We start from the raw sequence: 15,922 nt of genomic DNA, 5'->3' as shown, positions 1-15,922 counted from the left end.
TCATTTGTTATGCTTCGATCGTAACGTCATAGTTATTGTTCTTTAACACATTATATGCTCGTTGTTGATCTTTTTGATTTGTTACGCTTAAGCGAAGTGCTCCATTTATACTATCTCTGATTTCTAAAATTCTAATGTTTCGAATACTAATTTCCTCATCAGCTAATAGTTGTACAACTGAAGCAATAGCGCCTGGTTGGTCTTTTACATCAACATAAACATCATAAAATGAAGGCAAGGCACCTCTGGTCGTTTTTTCTCCAAGGCCATCGCGATATTTTTTAGCTTGATCCAAGTATACAATCATTTCTTCTTTGTTATTTTTGTCTAAGAATTCTTTTAAAGTGACCATTTCATTAATCCAATCTTGTAACAATCGCGACATTTGCTCTCCATTATGTTGAAAGATATCTTGCCACATCTTTGGATTACTTGACGCAATTCTTGTAATATCTCTAAATCCCCCTGCGGCAAGTTCAGGTAAATATTGATGCATTTGCTCCCACTTTTTTGCTTGATGTACGAGAGAAGAAGCGATTAGGTGGGGAAAATGAGAAATTACGCTCGTCATTTCATCATGTTCTTCAGGATTTAAGATAAGGAAATTGCTTTTGGTCTCTTTTAATACTTCTTTTAAAACTTCAATTTTACCATTAGAACACGATGTAGTCGGTGTCAGAACATAAATTGCATTTTCAAATAAATGTCCTTTTGCAGCTTGAATACCTGCTTTATGTGAACCAGCCATTGGGTGCCCACCAATAAAGGTTATTCGATTGTTTATCATTTCGTTTGCAGCTTGCAAAATTGAGCCTTTGACGGAACTAACATCAGATAAAATAATGTCATGATTTAGCTCAATTGTATCCATTTTTTTCATCAGTTTAATGGTTTCCGAAATGGGTGCTGCTAAAATGACAATTTTCGCTTGCTTTACTGCCTCTTCAAAATTAGTATAACTCTCGTCAATTATTTGCTCTTCTAGTGCAATTTGAAGAGTTTCTTTTTGTAAATCAAATCCTAAAATGTGGTTTTCAGGTGACTTTTTCATCGCTAACGCTAATGAACCACCAATCAAACCGAGTCCTGCTACTAATATCTTTCGCTTCATTTGATTACCCCATCATTTATTTCAGTGTGCAAATTGTAAATGACTATTTGCAAATCTTTCATATCATCTTCATTTCCGATCGTTATTCTTACTGTATTTGGATAACCTAGTAAATTTCCAGAACGTACGATGAATCCATTTTTTAATAAGTAAAAAGCAGTTTTATCAGCATCAACAGGTGTTTTAACTAGCAAAAAATTAGTGTGTGATTCATTATATTTCCATTGAATGGAATCTAAAAAATGTTGAAATTCTTGTTTTACTTTATTGTTTAATTTTCTAGTTTTTTCAATGAATTCATCGTCATTAAGCGCAGTTAAAGCAGCAAATTGTGAATAAGAAGTCGTATTGAACGGTCCCCTAACAATGTTCAATTTTTCTGCCAATTCTTCGCTTGCTACTCCATATCCCACTCGTAATCCTGCTAAACCATAAATTTTAGAAAAAGTTCTAAGTACAATTAAATTAGGATATTTTAATAAGTTCTCGTTTAATGATAGTCGGTCTTCGTAAGATACAAACTCATAATACGCTTCATCTAGTACGACGATAACATCATTTGGACATTTATTCATAAATAAATTAAAATCGTCTTTAGAAATTAATTCACCAGTTGGATTATCGGGAGAACAGAGCCAGACCACTTTAGTAGATGAATTAATAGCAGCTGCCATGCTTAATAGATCATGCCTGCCATTTAAAGTCGGTATTTCTCTTATTTCTGCCCCTTCAATAAGTGAATGATGCCTATATTGAGGAAAAGTTGGTCCGGCCATTACTGTATTTGTACCAGGATATAAGAAGGCACGACAAATAAAAGTAATTATCTCATCAGATCCACTTCCAAATACAAGCTGATCCTCTTCAATATGGAGCTTTTCCGCTAATTTTGTACGTAATTCATAGGAATAACCATCAGGATAAAACTCGTAATCTTTAAAATGTATATCTAATTCTTCTTTTACCTTATTTGAAAAGCCATATGGATTTTCATTTGATGCTAGTTTAACAATTTTTTCAATATCATATTTTTTTTGTACTTCTGAAATTTGCATTCCTTGCTTATAAGCTGACATTTGATTTAATATTTCTTTTCCAACCATTTAAACACCTTCTTCTTGAGTTAAATCTGGTCGCAATTTTATTGCCTCGTTAAAAAATACATGATGGATTTCATTTTGCGATAACTCTGTTTCTGCTACCATCATTACTCGAATACATAATGGTAAACTGTTTGGAACATTTATTTCCCTCATACACATTACAGGTACATGTGTCCAACCGTTCATTTGTCTAGCTACTTTGGCTGGAAATCCTGCATTTAAATCATCAGTAACTGAAAACAAAACATGGGAAATGTCTTCAGGCTCAATATTATTTTTTTCTACAATTTCTATGATGAGTTTTTTTGTCTCAGCCATAATTTCTGATTCTTTATTTTCAACTACTGTTGTAGCTCCTCTAAACCCTCGTATCATGTGGCATTCAACTCCTTTTTGAATGACTCTAGTGCTGTTTGTATTTCCTGATCGGTTAATTGTACTGCTTCTGGTTCAGCCACATTTTTTAATAATACCATTTGTATTTGTTGTTTCTCTGCTTTTTTATCTAGACGCATTACGTCGATAATATCCTCATTAGAGACATCATCAAATGTTAATGGATAGTTATTTTTCCTTAACCAGTTATATAGCTCTTTGTAAGGAAGTGTAGCTCTATATTTTTGTTCACTTACTCGTATAGAAAACAGCATACCTATCGCAACTGCTTCTCCGTGGGTGATTTTTCCGTACCCTAATTTCGTTTCCAATGCATGTGCTAACGTATGTCCGAAGTTTAAGAATTTTCGAATGCTGGATTCCTTTTCATCTTGTTCAACGATAGTTGCTTTAATTTTAATACCTAAGTAGAGAAATCTCATAAGTTGGTCTGAAGTAATTTTTTTCAGATCGATTGTAAGTAATTCATGTAAGAATTGCTCATCACTAATATAAGCTTCTTTTATTAGTTCAGCATATCCTGAGCGAATTTCATGTTCTGGGAGTGTACTCAATGTATTTACGTCATAAATAACAGCTCTAGGCGGATAAAAGTTGCCAATTAAATTTTTTCCCTTTTCATGATTAATTGCTACCTTACCGCCAACACTACTATCATGGGCTAAAATAGTTGTTGGTATTTGAATATAGTCAATCCCTCGCATAAACGTTGCTGCAACAAATCCAGCTAAATCTCCTACAACCCCACCACCTAGTGCTAAAATTAAAGAATTTCGATCTAATCCATTTTCAATAGCAATAGTTTGCAAGTGATAAAAACTATCAATATTTTTGGAAGCTTCACCACTAGGGATGATTGTAGAAAAAACATTCATACTATTTAGGTTATCCGTTATTTCTTCAAGATATAATGATGCAACATGATCGTCCGTTATTATTAAAATAGAAGAATAATCTTTCTTAATAAGCTCTTTAATTTTAAAACGTAAATTTTCCCCAATATATACAGGATATGAATGAGTTGATGTTTGAACGTTCAATTCATTCATTTAGAAACACCTGATTTCTTCTCGATAGTCATCTATAGCTTTCTTAAGTTGTGGAAATTGATTACTAGTAAATTCTTCAGTGAGCGCTTTTGCTAATTCGAATGCAATGACATGTTCCATAACGACAGCTGCTGCGGGAACTGCACATGAATCAGAACGCTCAATACTAGCATTAAACGGTTCTTTTGTATCGATATCAACACTTTGTAATGGTTTATATAAGGTTGGGATTGGTTTCATTACTCCTCTAATAACTAACGGCATTCCTGTTGTCATTCCACCTTCAAACCCACCGAGTCGGTTTGTTTTGCGGTAATAACCATCTTCTTTACTCCAGGCAATTTCATCATGGACTTCACTACCATTTTTTCGAGCAGCGTCAAAGCCTATTCCAATTTCTGCTCCTTTAAAAGCGTTAATGCTCATTACACTAGCAGCTAATTTAGCGTCCAATTTCCGGTCATAATGTACATATGATCCTATTCCGGCAGGCATACCTTCAACATATACTTCACAAACTCCTCCGATAGAATCTCCGTCTTTTTTCGCTTGATCAATCCTGTCCATCATTGCTTGTTCGACTGTTTTGTCCAATACTCTTACAGGAGAAGCTTCAGAGATATCGATACGCTCTTTCATTGATAGACCTTCTTGATCTTCTGCTCTTATCCCGGCAATTTCTTTCACGTATCCCACTACTTCAATACCTAACTGCTTTAACATTATTTTAGCGACTGCACCTGCAGCTACTCTTACTGTTGTTTCTCTAGCTGATGAACGTTCTAGCACATTGCGCATATCACGATGGCCATATTTCAATGCTCCGTTGAGATCAGCATGCCCAGGTCTTGGACGTGTGACTACACGTCTGATTTTTTCATCTTCCTCAATTGGATCCTCACCCATTATATTAACCCAACTCTTAAAATCATCATTGTTAACTACTAAAGCAATAGGTGAACCTAATGTGTACCCATGACGCACGCCACTAGTAATTTCAACAAGATCCTTTTCTATTTGCATTCTCCGACCTCTACCATGTCCTTTTTGTCTTCGGAGCAAAGATTCATCAATATCTTCTTTTAGTAGTGGCATGCGAGCAGGTATACCTTCTATGATCGTCGTTAATTTTTTCCCATGTGATTCTCCTGAAGTTAAATAACGCATTTTCATTCCTCATTTCTATGTACAATTCATGATTTTTTTTGATAAAAAAAAGTATCGTATAAACTTAATTGAAAGTTGTTTGGATTAAAAATTTGTTCCGTACTACCAACAAACAGAAAGCCATTTTGATTTAATGCTTGGCCGAAACGTTCATAAATAAAATTTTTAGCAGGATCCGTAAAATAGATCAACACATTACGGCAAACAATTAAGTCAACATTAGACGGATAAGGGTCATTTAATAAATTGTGTTTTTTGAAGGTAACAATTGATTTTAACTGTTCGTTAACATAATACTTATTGTTTTTAAATAAAAAGTATTTTGACTTTTTATGTTCTGGTAATTCTTTTAGAGCAGAAGCATTATATACTCCTTGTTTCGCTTTCTTTAAAACATTTTCGTCTATATCCGTAGCAATGATCGATACATCTATATCATTAAAATGTTCCTTCAGCATAATTGAAAGACTATAAGGTTCATCTCCTGTAGAGCATGCAGCACTCCAAATAGTCAACTTTTTTTTATTTTTTGTTAATTCAGGCAAAACTTTGCTCCGCAAAACATCCCATCGTTTAGGATTACGATAAAATTCGGAGACATTAATAGTAAGCCGATCCAAAAATTCTTTTAACAATTCGTCATTTTTACAAATTGCATTAAAATAAGCTGAAAAATCGGCGTATCCTCTTTTATTCCGTAAAGAAGTCAATCTTCGTTTCATTTGAGCTTCTTTATATAAACTTAAGTCAATATCAAACTTTTCATTAATTTTGTGTGTAAAACTAGTATAATCCCCCACTGTTATACAAGCCTCTCTCAAAATAAATAATAGAAAGCCTCCGTTAAGAACAGAGGCCAAAAATAGTTATTAGTAAATCCATGTGTTGTCTTGTTTTGTGTAAGTAACAAGCTCTTTTTCGTTGAAGAAGAGATTAATTTCTCTTTCTGCACTTTCCAGAGAATCGGAACCATGGATAATATTTTTACCAACAGTAACTGCATAGTCCCCTCGGATTGATCCAGGTGCTGCTTCTGTAGGATTTGTTGCGCCAATCATGAGACGAGCAGTTTTAATTACATTCTCACCTTCCCATACCATTGCAAATACAGGTCCTGAAGTGATAAACTCGACTAATTCACCAAAGAAAGGGCGCTCTTTATGTTCACCATAATGTTCTTCCGCTAACTCGGTAGGAATCTGCATTAATTTTGCTCCCGCTAACGTAAAACCTTTCTTTTCAAAACGATTAACAATTTCTCCAATTAACCCGCGTTGTACTCCGTCAGGTTTTACCATAATAAAAGTCTTTTCCATACTATATTCTCCTCTACTTTCCATCATAATTTCTACGATCAAAATTTTTATGATCGATAAAAATTTTATCAAATTATGTAACATAATACAATTAAACTAAGAACGTCTTTTACCAATAATACTTGCAATTGTCTGTAACGTTCTTTTTGCTTTAGTATTTTTTAAAGTTTGTATTGATTGGATCCCTTTTTGTAAATACAAGTTACTTAAACGATACGATTCTTCAATTGCATCAGTTTGCTTTAATAAGAAAAGTAAATGTTTAATACGTTCCTCATCAATTTGATTTGACGATTGAAAAACGTGGACAAGTTCATCCATAAATTCTTGATCATTCATTGCAAAAAAAATAGGAAGTGTTATATTCCCTTGTATTAAATCGCTGCCAGTCGGTTTTCCAAGTTCCTCGGAAGAAGCTGTAAAATCTAAAATATCATCGATGATCTGAAAAGACATACCAACATTATATCCATATCGATAAAGTTGATTTGCTTGTTTCATCGTTGCACCCGAGGCAATTGCTCCTAATTTACAACTAATCGCAATTAACAATGCAGTCTTTCTTTTAATTCGACGTAAGTAATCTTTAATGCCTTGATTGACATTATACTTGTCCTCAATTTGAGCAATTTCACCTTCTACTACTTTAACAAGTGTTTTGGACAGAGAATGATGAACTGTTGGAATTTTAACCGTGGTAATTACTTCTAAAGCCCTTGCTAAAATGTAGTCACCCGTATACATAGCGACACGATTTCCATATAAATATTTGATCGTCGGTTTCCCTCTCCTTAATTCTGCATCATCTACGACATCATCATGTACTAAGGTAGCCATATGAATAAGCTCTAAAGCAACCGCTACAGATTTTATTTGCTCTATATTTTCGTTATAATTTCCGAACTGAGCAGATAACAAGACAAAAACTGGACGGATTCGTTTTCCACCAGCCTGTAATAATTGAAGGGAGGCCTCACGCAATATGGGATGTTCTGCTTCGATTGTTTCAGTTAACATATGTTCTATATCTTGTAAATCTTTCTTCAAAAAGCCATATATATTCGCAAGTTTCATACTCTTCACCTTTTTAATATACTCTTCTCCGCACTACTTTGTTGCCATATGCATTGCCGCAACCCCACCAGTGTAACTCTTAATGGCAACCTGGGTAAACCCTGCTTCCAGAAACATTTTTTTTAGTTTTTGTTTATCAGGAAAATTTTTGGTAGATTCATGAAGCCACGAATATTCATCGTAACTTTTCGCGAATATTTTTCCAAATAACGGCATAATAAAACGGAAATAAAAAAAATAAAGTTGTCTAAATCCTGGCATTGTAGGTTGAGAAGTCTCTAAACAGACTACTTTCCCACCTTTTTTTGTTACTCGATACATTTCATTCAACACCGTCTCGTAATCAGGAACGTTTCTTAGTCCAAAACCGATAGTTACGTAATCAAACGTTTCATCATCAAAAGGTAACTCCATTGCATTACCTTGAATAAACTCTAAATGAGGTATTTGCAATGCTTCTTTCTTTTCATGTGCAACTTTGAGCATATTATTACTGAAATCTAATCCGAATACTTCGCCTTCTTCACCTACCGCTTTTGTTAATGAAATTGCCCAATCACCAGTTCCAGTACAAACATCGAGTATTTTACTTCCTTTTGCCACATTCATTCGATTCATTACATCTCTTCGCCATGCTACATGACGATTAAATGAAATAATAGAGTTCATCGAATCATAATTTTGAGATATCTTTTCAAATACATGATGAACTTTTTCTTCTTTAGAACTTTCAGTCATCTGCTATCCTTCTTCCGCTACAGTTATATTAAAAGATAATTTAATTTTGTTTCTAATCGTATTTCTAAATGAGGAATATTGATCAGGTAAAGACAACAATAATCTATCTAGAATTTGTTCTCTATTTTCTATTAGCTGTTCCATTTCAGTATCAAAATAACTTTCATTTTTTTCTTTTTTAATGAATTCTCTTATATGCGAAAACTTGTTTTCTTTTAAGAGTTCTTTTTCTCTATAGAGCCTATTAATAAGCAAAACTTCTTTGATAACAGGAATGAGTTCATAATTACTATCTAAAAAGAGAGCTACTTCGGTAAATAAGATAGACTCAATGTTTTTTAAGGTTATTAATAACTCATCAATTGAATGGAGATTTTTGTAAAACAAAACCATTTTCTGCTCATTTATCTTTTGGATCGCTGTTGCTAATACTTGAATCATTTCTATATCTTCAATTTCTGATAAAAGCAAATAATATAATCCGCTATAATAATCTCCCGCTAAAACAGATAATTGTTTTTCGGTTAACCCCATTTCCCGTGATCCATTACTTGGCAGTAATTCGTGGGTGTCTAAGGCTATTTGAACTAACATAATAGTAATAACATAGTGTTGTTTTCGATTTGTAGCGATATTTAAATCTTTATAGAGATAATGTAATATAGATAGCTTGTCAAAATCAATTAAGGGCTTTTGAATATATTTTTCCACATATGAATGACTTATCTTTTTTTCAATCATGTATTTTAATTGGTTTGTTTCCTTACTCAATGTGTGCACGCTAACCACCTATGCCCTTTCATGCAATGATTACTCATAGTATAGCATAATATAGCTATATGAAGCGAGAATCGATATACGTATAATCGATTTTTAATATATCTAATTTACTATCACTTATTATAACAGTATTGTCAATCAATATAGGATATTCGGGTCGAGAAAAATACAATCTGCTAGTAAATGGGTTAGTATAAATCATTACACAAACAAAAAAGGGCACGTATGGTTAACGTGCCCTAATTGTATGCTCTATGTAAATTAGCTTTTAACAGCTTCCTTTAGAGCTTTACCAGCTTTGAATGCTGGAACTTTGCTTGCTGGAATTTGAATTTCTTCACCAGTTTGAGGATTACGCCCTTTACGTGCTGATCTTTCGCGCACCTCAAAGTTTCCAAATCCGATAATTTGTACTTTTTCACCATCTTTAAGTGAATCCATGACAGAATCGAACACTGCATCTACAGCTTTCGCTGCATCCTTTTTAGAAAGTTCGCTTTTTTCGGCTACTGCATTGATTAAATCTGTTTTGTTCATGACATTCACCTCCTCCCGAAATATATAATTTGCAAATTACAAATTATAAAGCTATCATCATTTGTTCACCAATTTGCCTATTTTTATACTTCAATAGATAATAAACTGATGATAAAGCTTATACTAACTGACTTTATCATAAAATTCAACACAAAATAACGTTTTTTCACGAATTTATTCAAAATTTCTTCGTTCTGTTACAATTTCATAAAGAAACAGCAAAGATCATACGTCAGATGACCCTTTGCTGTTAGATTTTTTTATATATTCTCAAAATAAAAACAGCTGAAACAGCTGTTATAAAATAATTGCTATTAATCCTCCCGACCCTTCATTAATTATTCTTTCTAACGTATCTTTTAATTTATATCTTGCATTTTCAGGCATTAATGAAATTTTCGCTTGAATACCTTCACGTACAATGGAATTTAACGATCGACCAAAGATATCTGAGTTCCAAATCGATAATGGATCTTCTTCAAAATCTTGCATTAAATATTTAACTAACTCTTCACTTTGCTTTTCAGTGCCTATAATCGGTGCAAATTCACTTTCAACTTCTACTTTTATCATATGAATAGAAGGTGCTACAGCTTTTAATCTGACACCAAATCTTGATCCTTGCTTTATAATCTCCGGTTCATCTAGTACCATATCTTGGATGGACGGTGCAGCAATTCCATATCCAGTTTGTTTTACCATTTGTAAAGCACCAGCAATCTGATCATATTCTCGTTTAGCATGGGTAAAATCTTGCATCAAGGAGAGTAAATGATCTTTTCCCCTAATTTCTTCTCCGACTATTTCTTTTAAAATGTTCTCATATAAGTTTTCGGGAGCGAATAAATCAATTTCTGCAATTCCTTCTCCCATTTCCATTCCGGAAATTTGAGCATGGTCAATATATTCGAAATCAGAAAATTCATTTACAATCGTATTTACGTCTCGAAGCCGCTTAATGCTTCGCACAGTTGTCTGTATTGCATCTTGGTAGTTAAGTTTTAGCCAGTGGTTATCATGAAGCACCATTACCCAGCTTGGCAAATTAACATTTACTTCTAGTACAGGAAATTCATATAAAGATTCTCTTAGAACGTTATAAACATCATGTTCATTCATTGTTTCGATGCTCATCGATAATACTGGTACATCGTGTTCTGCAGCTAATTCTTGGCGTAATAACTCTGTTTCTTGAGATGTAGGTCGAGCCGAGTTTATGATCATAATAAAAGGTTTTCCAACTTCTTTTAATTCATTTACAACTTTTGTTTCTGCTTCAATGTAATGTGATCTAGGTATATCACCAATTGTTCCATCCGTTGTTATAACTATTCCAATTGTAGAATGTTCCTGAATTACTTTTCTTGTACCTATTTCAGCAGCATCATGAAATGGAATCGGATCCTCATACCAAGGGGTGTTAATCATTCTCGGTCCATCTTCATCTTCAAATCCCTTGGCCCCATCTACAGCATAACCGACACAATCAACGAGACGAACATTTACGTCTAATCCATCTTCAATATTAATTGACACTGCTTGATTTGGTACGAATTTGGGCTCTGTCGTCATTATCGTCTTTCCGGCTGCGCTTTGAGGCAATTCATCGTGCGCCCGAATGCGATCATTCTCCTCTAGTATATTTGGTAAAACAACTAACTCCATAAAGCGCTTGATGAATGTTGATTTACCCGTTCTTACTGCTCCAACTATTCCTAAATAAACATCCCCGTTCGTTCGTTTAGAAATATCTTTAAAAATATCAATCTTATCCAAGTAGTTCCCTCCTCTTCCAAATACAAAAAAATTTACAAACCAAGACCAATACTAATATAGTCTATGATGTTGTCCTATTAAAATATGACTTTAAAAACTAAAAATCATTATGTAAATAAATTATTAAAAACCCCTTGTAACACGATATGCTACAAGGGGAGAATTATACATATTATTCTATTAAAAATACTGGTTCGTTGTTTTCTATCGTATATGGTAAGGAATATGCAGGAACAAAAGGATAATTATTTTCTAAAATCGGACGAATATCATCACCATTTTTATAATTATGATCAAATTCATTTAAAGCTTGTTGCAAATCAATCCGATAATCGATAAATATGTCACCGTCTGTATTAATTAATAAAGGTAAATTAACTTTTGTAAATGGACTTATTACATGGGGTTCTGACTTATATCCTAGTTTTTTATAATTTAATTTATAAATGTCTGTATCAATTTGTTCACCAAAAGGCGGATAAATGTTTTTCGAACGATATATATCTAATTTTACATAGACTTCTCTAATTTTTTCGGTTACTCGGAGGTCGATTAGTTTTACTTTTGGATCATCTTCAGGAGTAACGATTGTATATTGGTAAATACCACCATTTTCATATGCTGTCCCTGGTATTTCCGAAATCAATTGGTTATCTTTTAAAAGAGAAAAATCTATTAAATATTTTTCATAAATATCTACATCATTTTCTTTTGTTTTAATAGGAACCAAGCCATTTGTTTGTTCTTTATATTGGAGTACAGCGGATTGGACCATATCTAACTGTGCTTCATTAGGCATTTGATTTTTTGCCAAGTCATTTTGCGGATATAAACATCCACTCAGAAACGTTATGATTAGAATTGGAAGTGTAAGTATGTATAGTTTTTTTGTCATAATATGCCTCCTTAGTAGTTAGCCTGTAGGCCCGCTTAATACAACGAATACAACAATAAATCCACCAATAATAAAGGAAATATAAGCAATAATTGAGACAATGATACTAAATATACCTGTTAATTTCCTTCTACTTAATGTTATTAAAGCAATTGCTACTATTAAAAGACCTATCCCTACAAAAGAGATGATCTCTTTTATTTCTGCTGCGCTCATTACTTCACTCCTAGTATTCACTCTCAATATGTTAGATTGTTAACTATTCTTCATTTTTACATAAACTAATATAGCAAATCAATTTATTCACTCTTTTATTATTCACATTCTAATAATAGTACTTATTTTGTCATAAAAAACTGGAATGACTGTAAGAAGCCATCCCAGACTGACTAAACAATACCCGGCATCTCTATTTAAGTTTACTGTTGCGTTTTATAATATGCATCTTTTAATTCATTTGTATCTTCTAACGCCTAATAATTTGAATTTATTAAAAAAATCGTTCTAATGATTCCATTGATGATGGAATTTCATTATTAATAATTGAACGTACAATTTGATCTTCTTTCTCTTTAGAAATTGGACGATTTGCCATACTTGACAAACGACGGACTAGAGATCTAACTGTTGATTCATCTGATAAGTCTTGAAATTGAATTGCATGTGCAATATTGTATATTTCATCAACTGAAATATTAGAACTTTCTTCTATTTTATTCATTATTTTTTTTGCGTCTTGATCCACTTTACATTCCCCTCCCTGCTATCACTCAAAAGTAGTATATGCAGAGAAAGATTAATTTGTTTATGTCATATATCCTGTTAAATGAATGAGGAATAATCATCCATTTCCTCTTTTTTGTCCCTTTTCATTAATTGTTCAACAACCAATTTGGGATCTTTATTATTGAATAAGACGTCATATATTCCGTTTGTAATTGGCATATCAACTTGCTGACTTTTTCCAAGTTGATATGCTGCTTTAGTTGTTCTCACGCCTTCTACAACCATGTTCATTTGTTGTAAGACCTCGTCCAATGATTTTCCTTTACCTAGTAGATTCCCAGCTCGCCAATTCCTGCTATGAGCACTGGTAGATGTTACAATTAAATCTCCAACTCCACATAACCCTAAGAAGGTTAAAGGGTTGGCCCCTAGAGCTGTTCCAAGCCGTGTAATTTCAGCTAATCCTCGCGTAATTAAAGCAGACTTCGCGTTATCGCCGAAACCAAGTCCATCGGAAATACCAGCTCCTAGAGCAATAATATTTTTTAAAGCCCCTCCCAGTTCCACTCCGATGACATCTGAACTTGTATAAACTCGAAAAAATTCATTGCTAAACATGTTTTGAATAAATTTAGCATTTTCCCTATTTTTTGAAGCAACTGTTACAGTTGTAGGATGTCGTAATGCAACTTCCTCTGCATGGCTTGGCCCTGATAAGGTTACAATATTATCTTCTCCATACTCTGGGATTTCTTCTCCAATTATCTCGGAAATTCGCTTAAACGTATCCGGCTCGATCCCTTTTGACGCATGAACGATTGTAGTCTTTTCTTTCAAGGAGTTTCTAACTAAACTGCATACTTCGCGAATTGCACTAGAAGGCACAACAAAAACTACTGCCTCTGCATCATTAACTGCAGCATGAAGATCATAAAAACCGCGTAGGTTATTAGGCAATTGAACATTTAAATACCGTTTATTCAAATGGTAATTATTGATCTCATCTGCCTGTTCTTTACGATGTGACCACAAGCGAACATCATGACCGTTATCGGCTAGTACGATAGCTAAAGCAGTCCCCCAACTGCCAGCTCCTAATACTGCTACTTTTCCCATATTTTATTCTCCTTTTATTATGATCGTTTTCTACCAATTATCTTAATTGGAGTACCTGTATAACCAAATGATTCTCTAATCCGATTTTCAATAAAACGTTTAAATGAAAAATGCATTAATTCAGGATCATTAACAAAGACAACAAATGTTGGTGGCTTTACAGCAACTTGAGTAGTGTATAAAACTTTCAAACGTTTCCCTTTAATCGTTGGAGTAGGATTTACAGCGAGTGCATCCATAATTACATCATTCAACACGTTTGTTGGAATTCTTTTTGTATGATTCTCGCTAGCCAATTTAATAATCGGGATTAATCTTTGTAAGCGTCTTTTCGTTTTTGCAGATAAAAATACAATTGGAGCATAATTCAAAAATTGAAACTGTGTTCTTATCTCCTCTTCAAATTGCTTCATTACCTTTTCACCAGGATCTACAGTATCCCATTTATTAACAACAATGACAATTGCTCGTCCGGCATCGTGGGCATATCCGGCTATTGTTTTATCTTGCTCTCTAATACCCGTATCCGCGTCTAACACAACTAATACAACATCAGAGCGATCTATTGCCTTTAATGCACGAAGAACACTATATTTCTCGGTTGATTCATAAACTTTTCCACGTTTACGAATCCCGGCTGTATCGATAATAACAAAATCTTGGTTATCTTTATGTATGAATGTATCAATTGCGTCCCTTGTCGTTCCTTCTATATCACTAACAATTACCCGTTCCTCATTTAATATCGCATTTACTAAAGATGATTTCCCGACATTCGGGCGCCCAATGACACTAAAGTAAATGGAATCATCATCCTTTTCTTCATCCTCTAACTGAGGAAAATTACGAATTACTTCGTCTAATAAATCGCCTAACCCTAATCCATGGGTTCCAGATATCGGGTAAGGTTCACCGAATCCTAATGCATAAAATTCATAAATTCGGTCACGCATTTCTGGATTATCAATTTTGTTAACAGCCAGTACGGTAGGTTTTTTCGACTTGTATAATAGTTTAGCAACTTCCTCATCAGCGGCTGTAACACCATCTCTGCCATTTACCAAAAAAATAATCACATCTGCTTCATCAATGGCAATTTCCGCTTGATTTCTAATTTTAGTTAATAAAGGCTCGTCCGATAATTCAATCCCGCCAGTATCTATAATATTAAATTGAGTAGTTAACCATTCTACCTCAGCATAAATGCGATCTCTTGTAACTCCTGGTATATCTTCAACAATGGAAACTCTTTCTCCGACTAACCGATTAAATATAGTCGATTTTCCAACATTTGGTCTCCCTACAATAGCTACAGTAGCTTTTCTCATGAAAGGCCATCCTTCCTACATCAAAATATATATATTAAAATCTTTATTCATTTTAACAAAGTCGTTCATTTATAACAATTTGTTATATAATATTACGCTATTTTTCTACGTAAAAAAGTCGAAAGCTTACTGATCGAGCTTTGAAAAAATCGGTTCATTATAATAAATAAAATGATTAAACTAATTTGGATGAAAAATGTTCTATCTCCCATTACATCATTTAATCGATAACTGATCACAATAAATTCATATAGAAGTTGGCCAAAGGTAATAGCGACCAATGCTACAGCAATTTGTTCGTAAAACTCATGGATAAGTACCAATATAAGGATTGCACTTATCACGGAGATCATAAAAAATGAAGGCATAAAAAACCAGACGGGAGTAATCTTCCGCCAAATTAATAATGATACATACCCTAGCATTACGGAAAAAGTAGCAAACATCTTATAAAAAGTGAATTCATTGACAGTATAAAAAATAATTGCTCCAATAATTAATAGAAAAAATGTGATAGAAAAAGTTATATTAGAAAATATGATTGTTATATTAGTACAACAGATCAACAATAAAATCCAACTAACTAAAACTGAACGTGCGCTTCCAATAGCCATAAAAAAATACACTAGGATAAAAATAATCCAGATTAACCAATAATATAAAAATTCTTCATACAATTTATCTCACCTACTTTTCATATCAGTATGTATGAAATGTAGGTTGTTTATACGATTGATACATGTAATATATTTTTAAAACAATCGGATAAGCCTCTTTAAACATCATGTTAAACTTAATTCATGAATGGAA

Annotated in this window: 18 protein-coding genes; all 18 read right to left on the bottom strand. The window is 33.5% G+C overall.

Annotated features, from left to right (window positions below):
* Positions 1-7: 7 nt before the first annotated feature.
* The 18 genes from SPD48_RS03450 to SPD48_RS03365 all read right to left on the bottom strand — a co-directional run bounded on the left by SPD48_RS03450 (position 8) and on the right by SPD48_RS03365 (position 15,789).
* On the bottom strand, positions 8-1,111 hold the full coding sequence (locus SPD48_RS03450) for a prephenate dehydrogenase (RefSeq protein WP_336256670.1): 1,104 nt from the start codon (positions 1,109-1,111) through the stop codon (positions 8-10).
* Positions 1,108-2,214, bottom strand: a complete 1,107-nt coding sequence (gene hisC / locus SPD48_RS03445) for a histidinol-phosphate transaminase (RefSeq protein WP_336256669.1) — start codon at positions 2,212-2,214, stop codon at positions 1,108-1,110. The genes SPD48_RS03450 and hisC overlap by 4 nt, the downstream gene beginning before the upstream one ends.
* Entirely contained in the window at positions 2,215-2,589 is a 375-nt protein-coding gene (aroH, locus tag SPD48_RS03440; RefSeq protein WP_336256668.1) for a chorismate mutase, read from the bottom strand. It lies immediately after the preceding gene.
* Complete coding sequence (gene aroB, locus SPD48_RS03435) at positions 2,586-3,659, bottom strand: 3-dehydroquinate synthase (RefSeq protein WP_336256667.1); 1,074 nt, start codon at positions 3,657-3,659, stop codon at positions 2,586-2,588. Before aroB ends, aroH begins: the two co-directional genes overlap by 4 nt.
* On the bottom strand, positions 3,660-4,826 hold the full coding sequence (gene aroC, locus SPD48_RS03430) for a chorismate synthase (RefSeq protein WP_336256666.1): 1,167 nt from the start codon (positions 4,824-4,826) through the stop codon (positions 3,660-3,662).
* Positions 4,827-4,852: 26 nt separating this feature from the next.
* Positions 4,853-5,626 (bottom strand): CheR family methyltransferase, encoded by a 774-nt coding sequence (locus SPD48_RS03425; protein WP_336256665.1) that lies wholly within the window; start codon positions 5,624-5,626, stop codon positions 4,853-4,855.
* 69 nt (positions 5,627-5,695) lie between these two features.
* A complete protein-coding gene (gene ndk / locus SPD48_RS03420; RefSeq protein ID WP_336256664.1) occupies positions 5,696-6,142 on the bottom strand; it encodes a nucleoside-diphosphate kinase in 447 nt (148 codons plus the stop codon).
* 96 nt (positions 6,143-6,238) lie between these two features.
* Positions 6,239-7,216, bottom strand: a complete 978-nt coding sequence (hepT, locus tag SPD48_RS03415) for a heptaprenyl diphosphate synthase component II (RefSeq protein WP_336256663.1) — start codon at positions 7,214-7,216, stop codon at positions 6,239-6,241.
* 33 nt (positions 7,217-7,249) lie between these two features.
* Positions 7,250-7,954, bottom strand: a complete 705-nt coding sequence (locus SPD48_RS03410; protein WP_336256662.1) for a demethylmenaquinone methyltransferase — start codon at positions 7,952-7,954, stop codon at positions 7,250-7,252.
* A 3-nt stretch (positions 7,955-7,957) separates the two neighbouring features.
* Positions 7,958-8,725: a heptaprenyl diphosphate synthase component 1 gene (locus tag SPD48_RS03405; protein ID WP_336256661.1), complete on the bottom strand. Its 768-nt coding sequence runs from the start codon at positions 8,723-8,725 to the stop codon at positions 7,958-7,960.
* Between the two features lie 270 nt (positions 8,726-8,995).
* A complete protein-coding gene (locus SPD48_RS03400) occupies positions 8,996-9,271 on the bottom strand; it encodes an HU family DNA-binding protein (RefSeq protein WP_336256660.1) in 276 nt (91 codons plus the stop codon).
* Between the two features lie 297 nt (positions 9,272-9,568).
* The gene (gene spoIVA, locus SPD48_RS03395) at positions 9,569-11,047 is read right to left on the bottom strand and encodes a stage IV sporulation protein A (RefSeq protein ID WP_336256659.1); all 1,479 of its coding nucleotides are present in this window, start codon (positions 11,045-11,047) and stop codon (positions 9,569-9,571) included.
* A 172-nt stretch (positions 11,048-11,219) separates the two neighbouring features.
* Complete coding sequence (locus SPD48_RS03390; protein WP_336256658.1) at positions 11,220-11,942, bottom strand: hypothetical protein; 723 nt, start codon at positions 11,940-11,942, stop codon at positions 11,220-11,222.
* Between the two features lie 18 nt (positions 11,943-11,960).
* Positions 11,961-12,158 (bottom strand): DUF2768 domain-containing protein, encoded by a 198-nt coding sequence (locus SPD48_RS03385; RefSeq protein WP_336256657.1) that lies wholly within the window; start codon positions 12,156-12,158, stop codon positions 11,961-11,963.
* A 274-nt stretch (positions 12,159-12,432) separates the two neighbouring features.
* Positions 12,433-12,687 (bottom strand): stage VI sporulation protein F, encoded by a 255-nt coding sequence (locus SPD48_RS03380; protein WP_336256656.1) that lies wholly within the window; start codon positions 12,685-12,687, stop codon positions 12,433-12,435.
* 77 nt (positions 12,688-12,764) lie between these two features.
* Positions 12,765-13,784 carry an NAD(P)H-dependent glycerol-3-phosphate dehydrogenase gene (locus SPD48_RS03375; protein WP_336256655.1) on the bottom strand — a complete coding sequence of 340 codons (1,020 nt, stop codon included), beginning with the start codon at positions 13,782-13,784 and terminating at the stop codon, positions 12,765-12,767.
* Between the two features lie 17 nt (positions 13,785-13,801).
* Positions 13,802-15,112, bottom strand: a complete 1,311-nt coding sequence (gene der / locus SPD48_RS03370) for a ribosome biogenesis GTPase Der (protein ID WP_336256654.1) — start codon at positions 15,110-15,112, stop codon at positions 13,802-13,804.
* Between the two features lie 92 nt (positions 15,113-15,204).
* Positions 15,205-15,789, bottom strand: coding sequence for a YphA family membrane protein (locus SPD48_RS03365; RefSeq protein WP_336256653.1), 585 nt, complete (start codon positions 15,787-15,789; stop codon positions 15,205-15,207).
* Positions 15,790-15,922 lie beyond the last annotated feature (133 nt).

This window comes from Pseudogracilibacillus sp. SE30717A (assembly GCF_037071985.1).
Classification (GTDB): domain Bacteria; phylum Bacillota; class Bacilli; order Bacillales; family Amphibacillaceae; genus Pseudogracilibacillus.
Note: the sequence above shows the minus strand (reverse complement) of the source record. Positions and strands in the feature narration are given on the sequence as shown.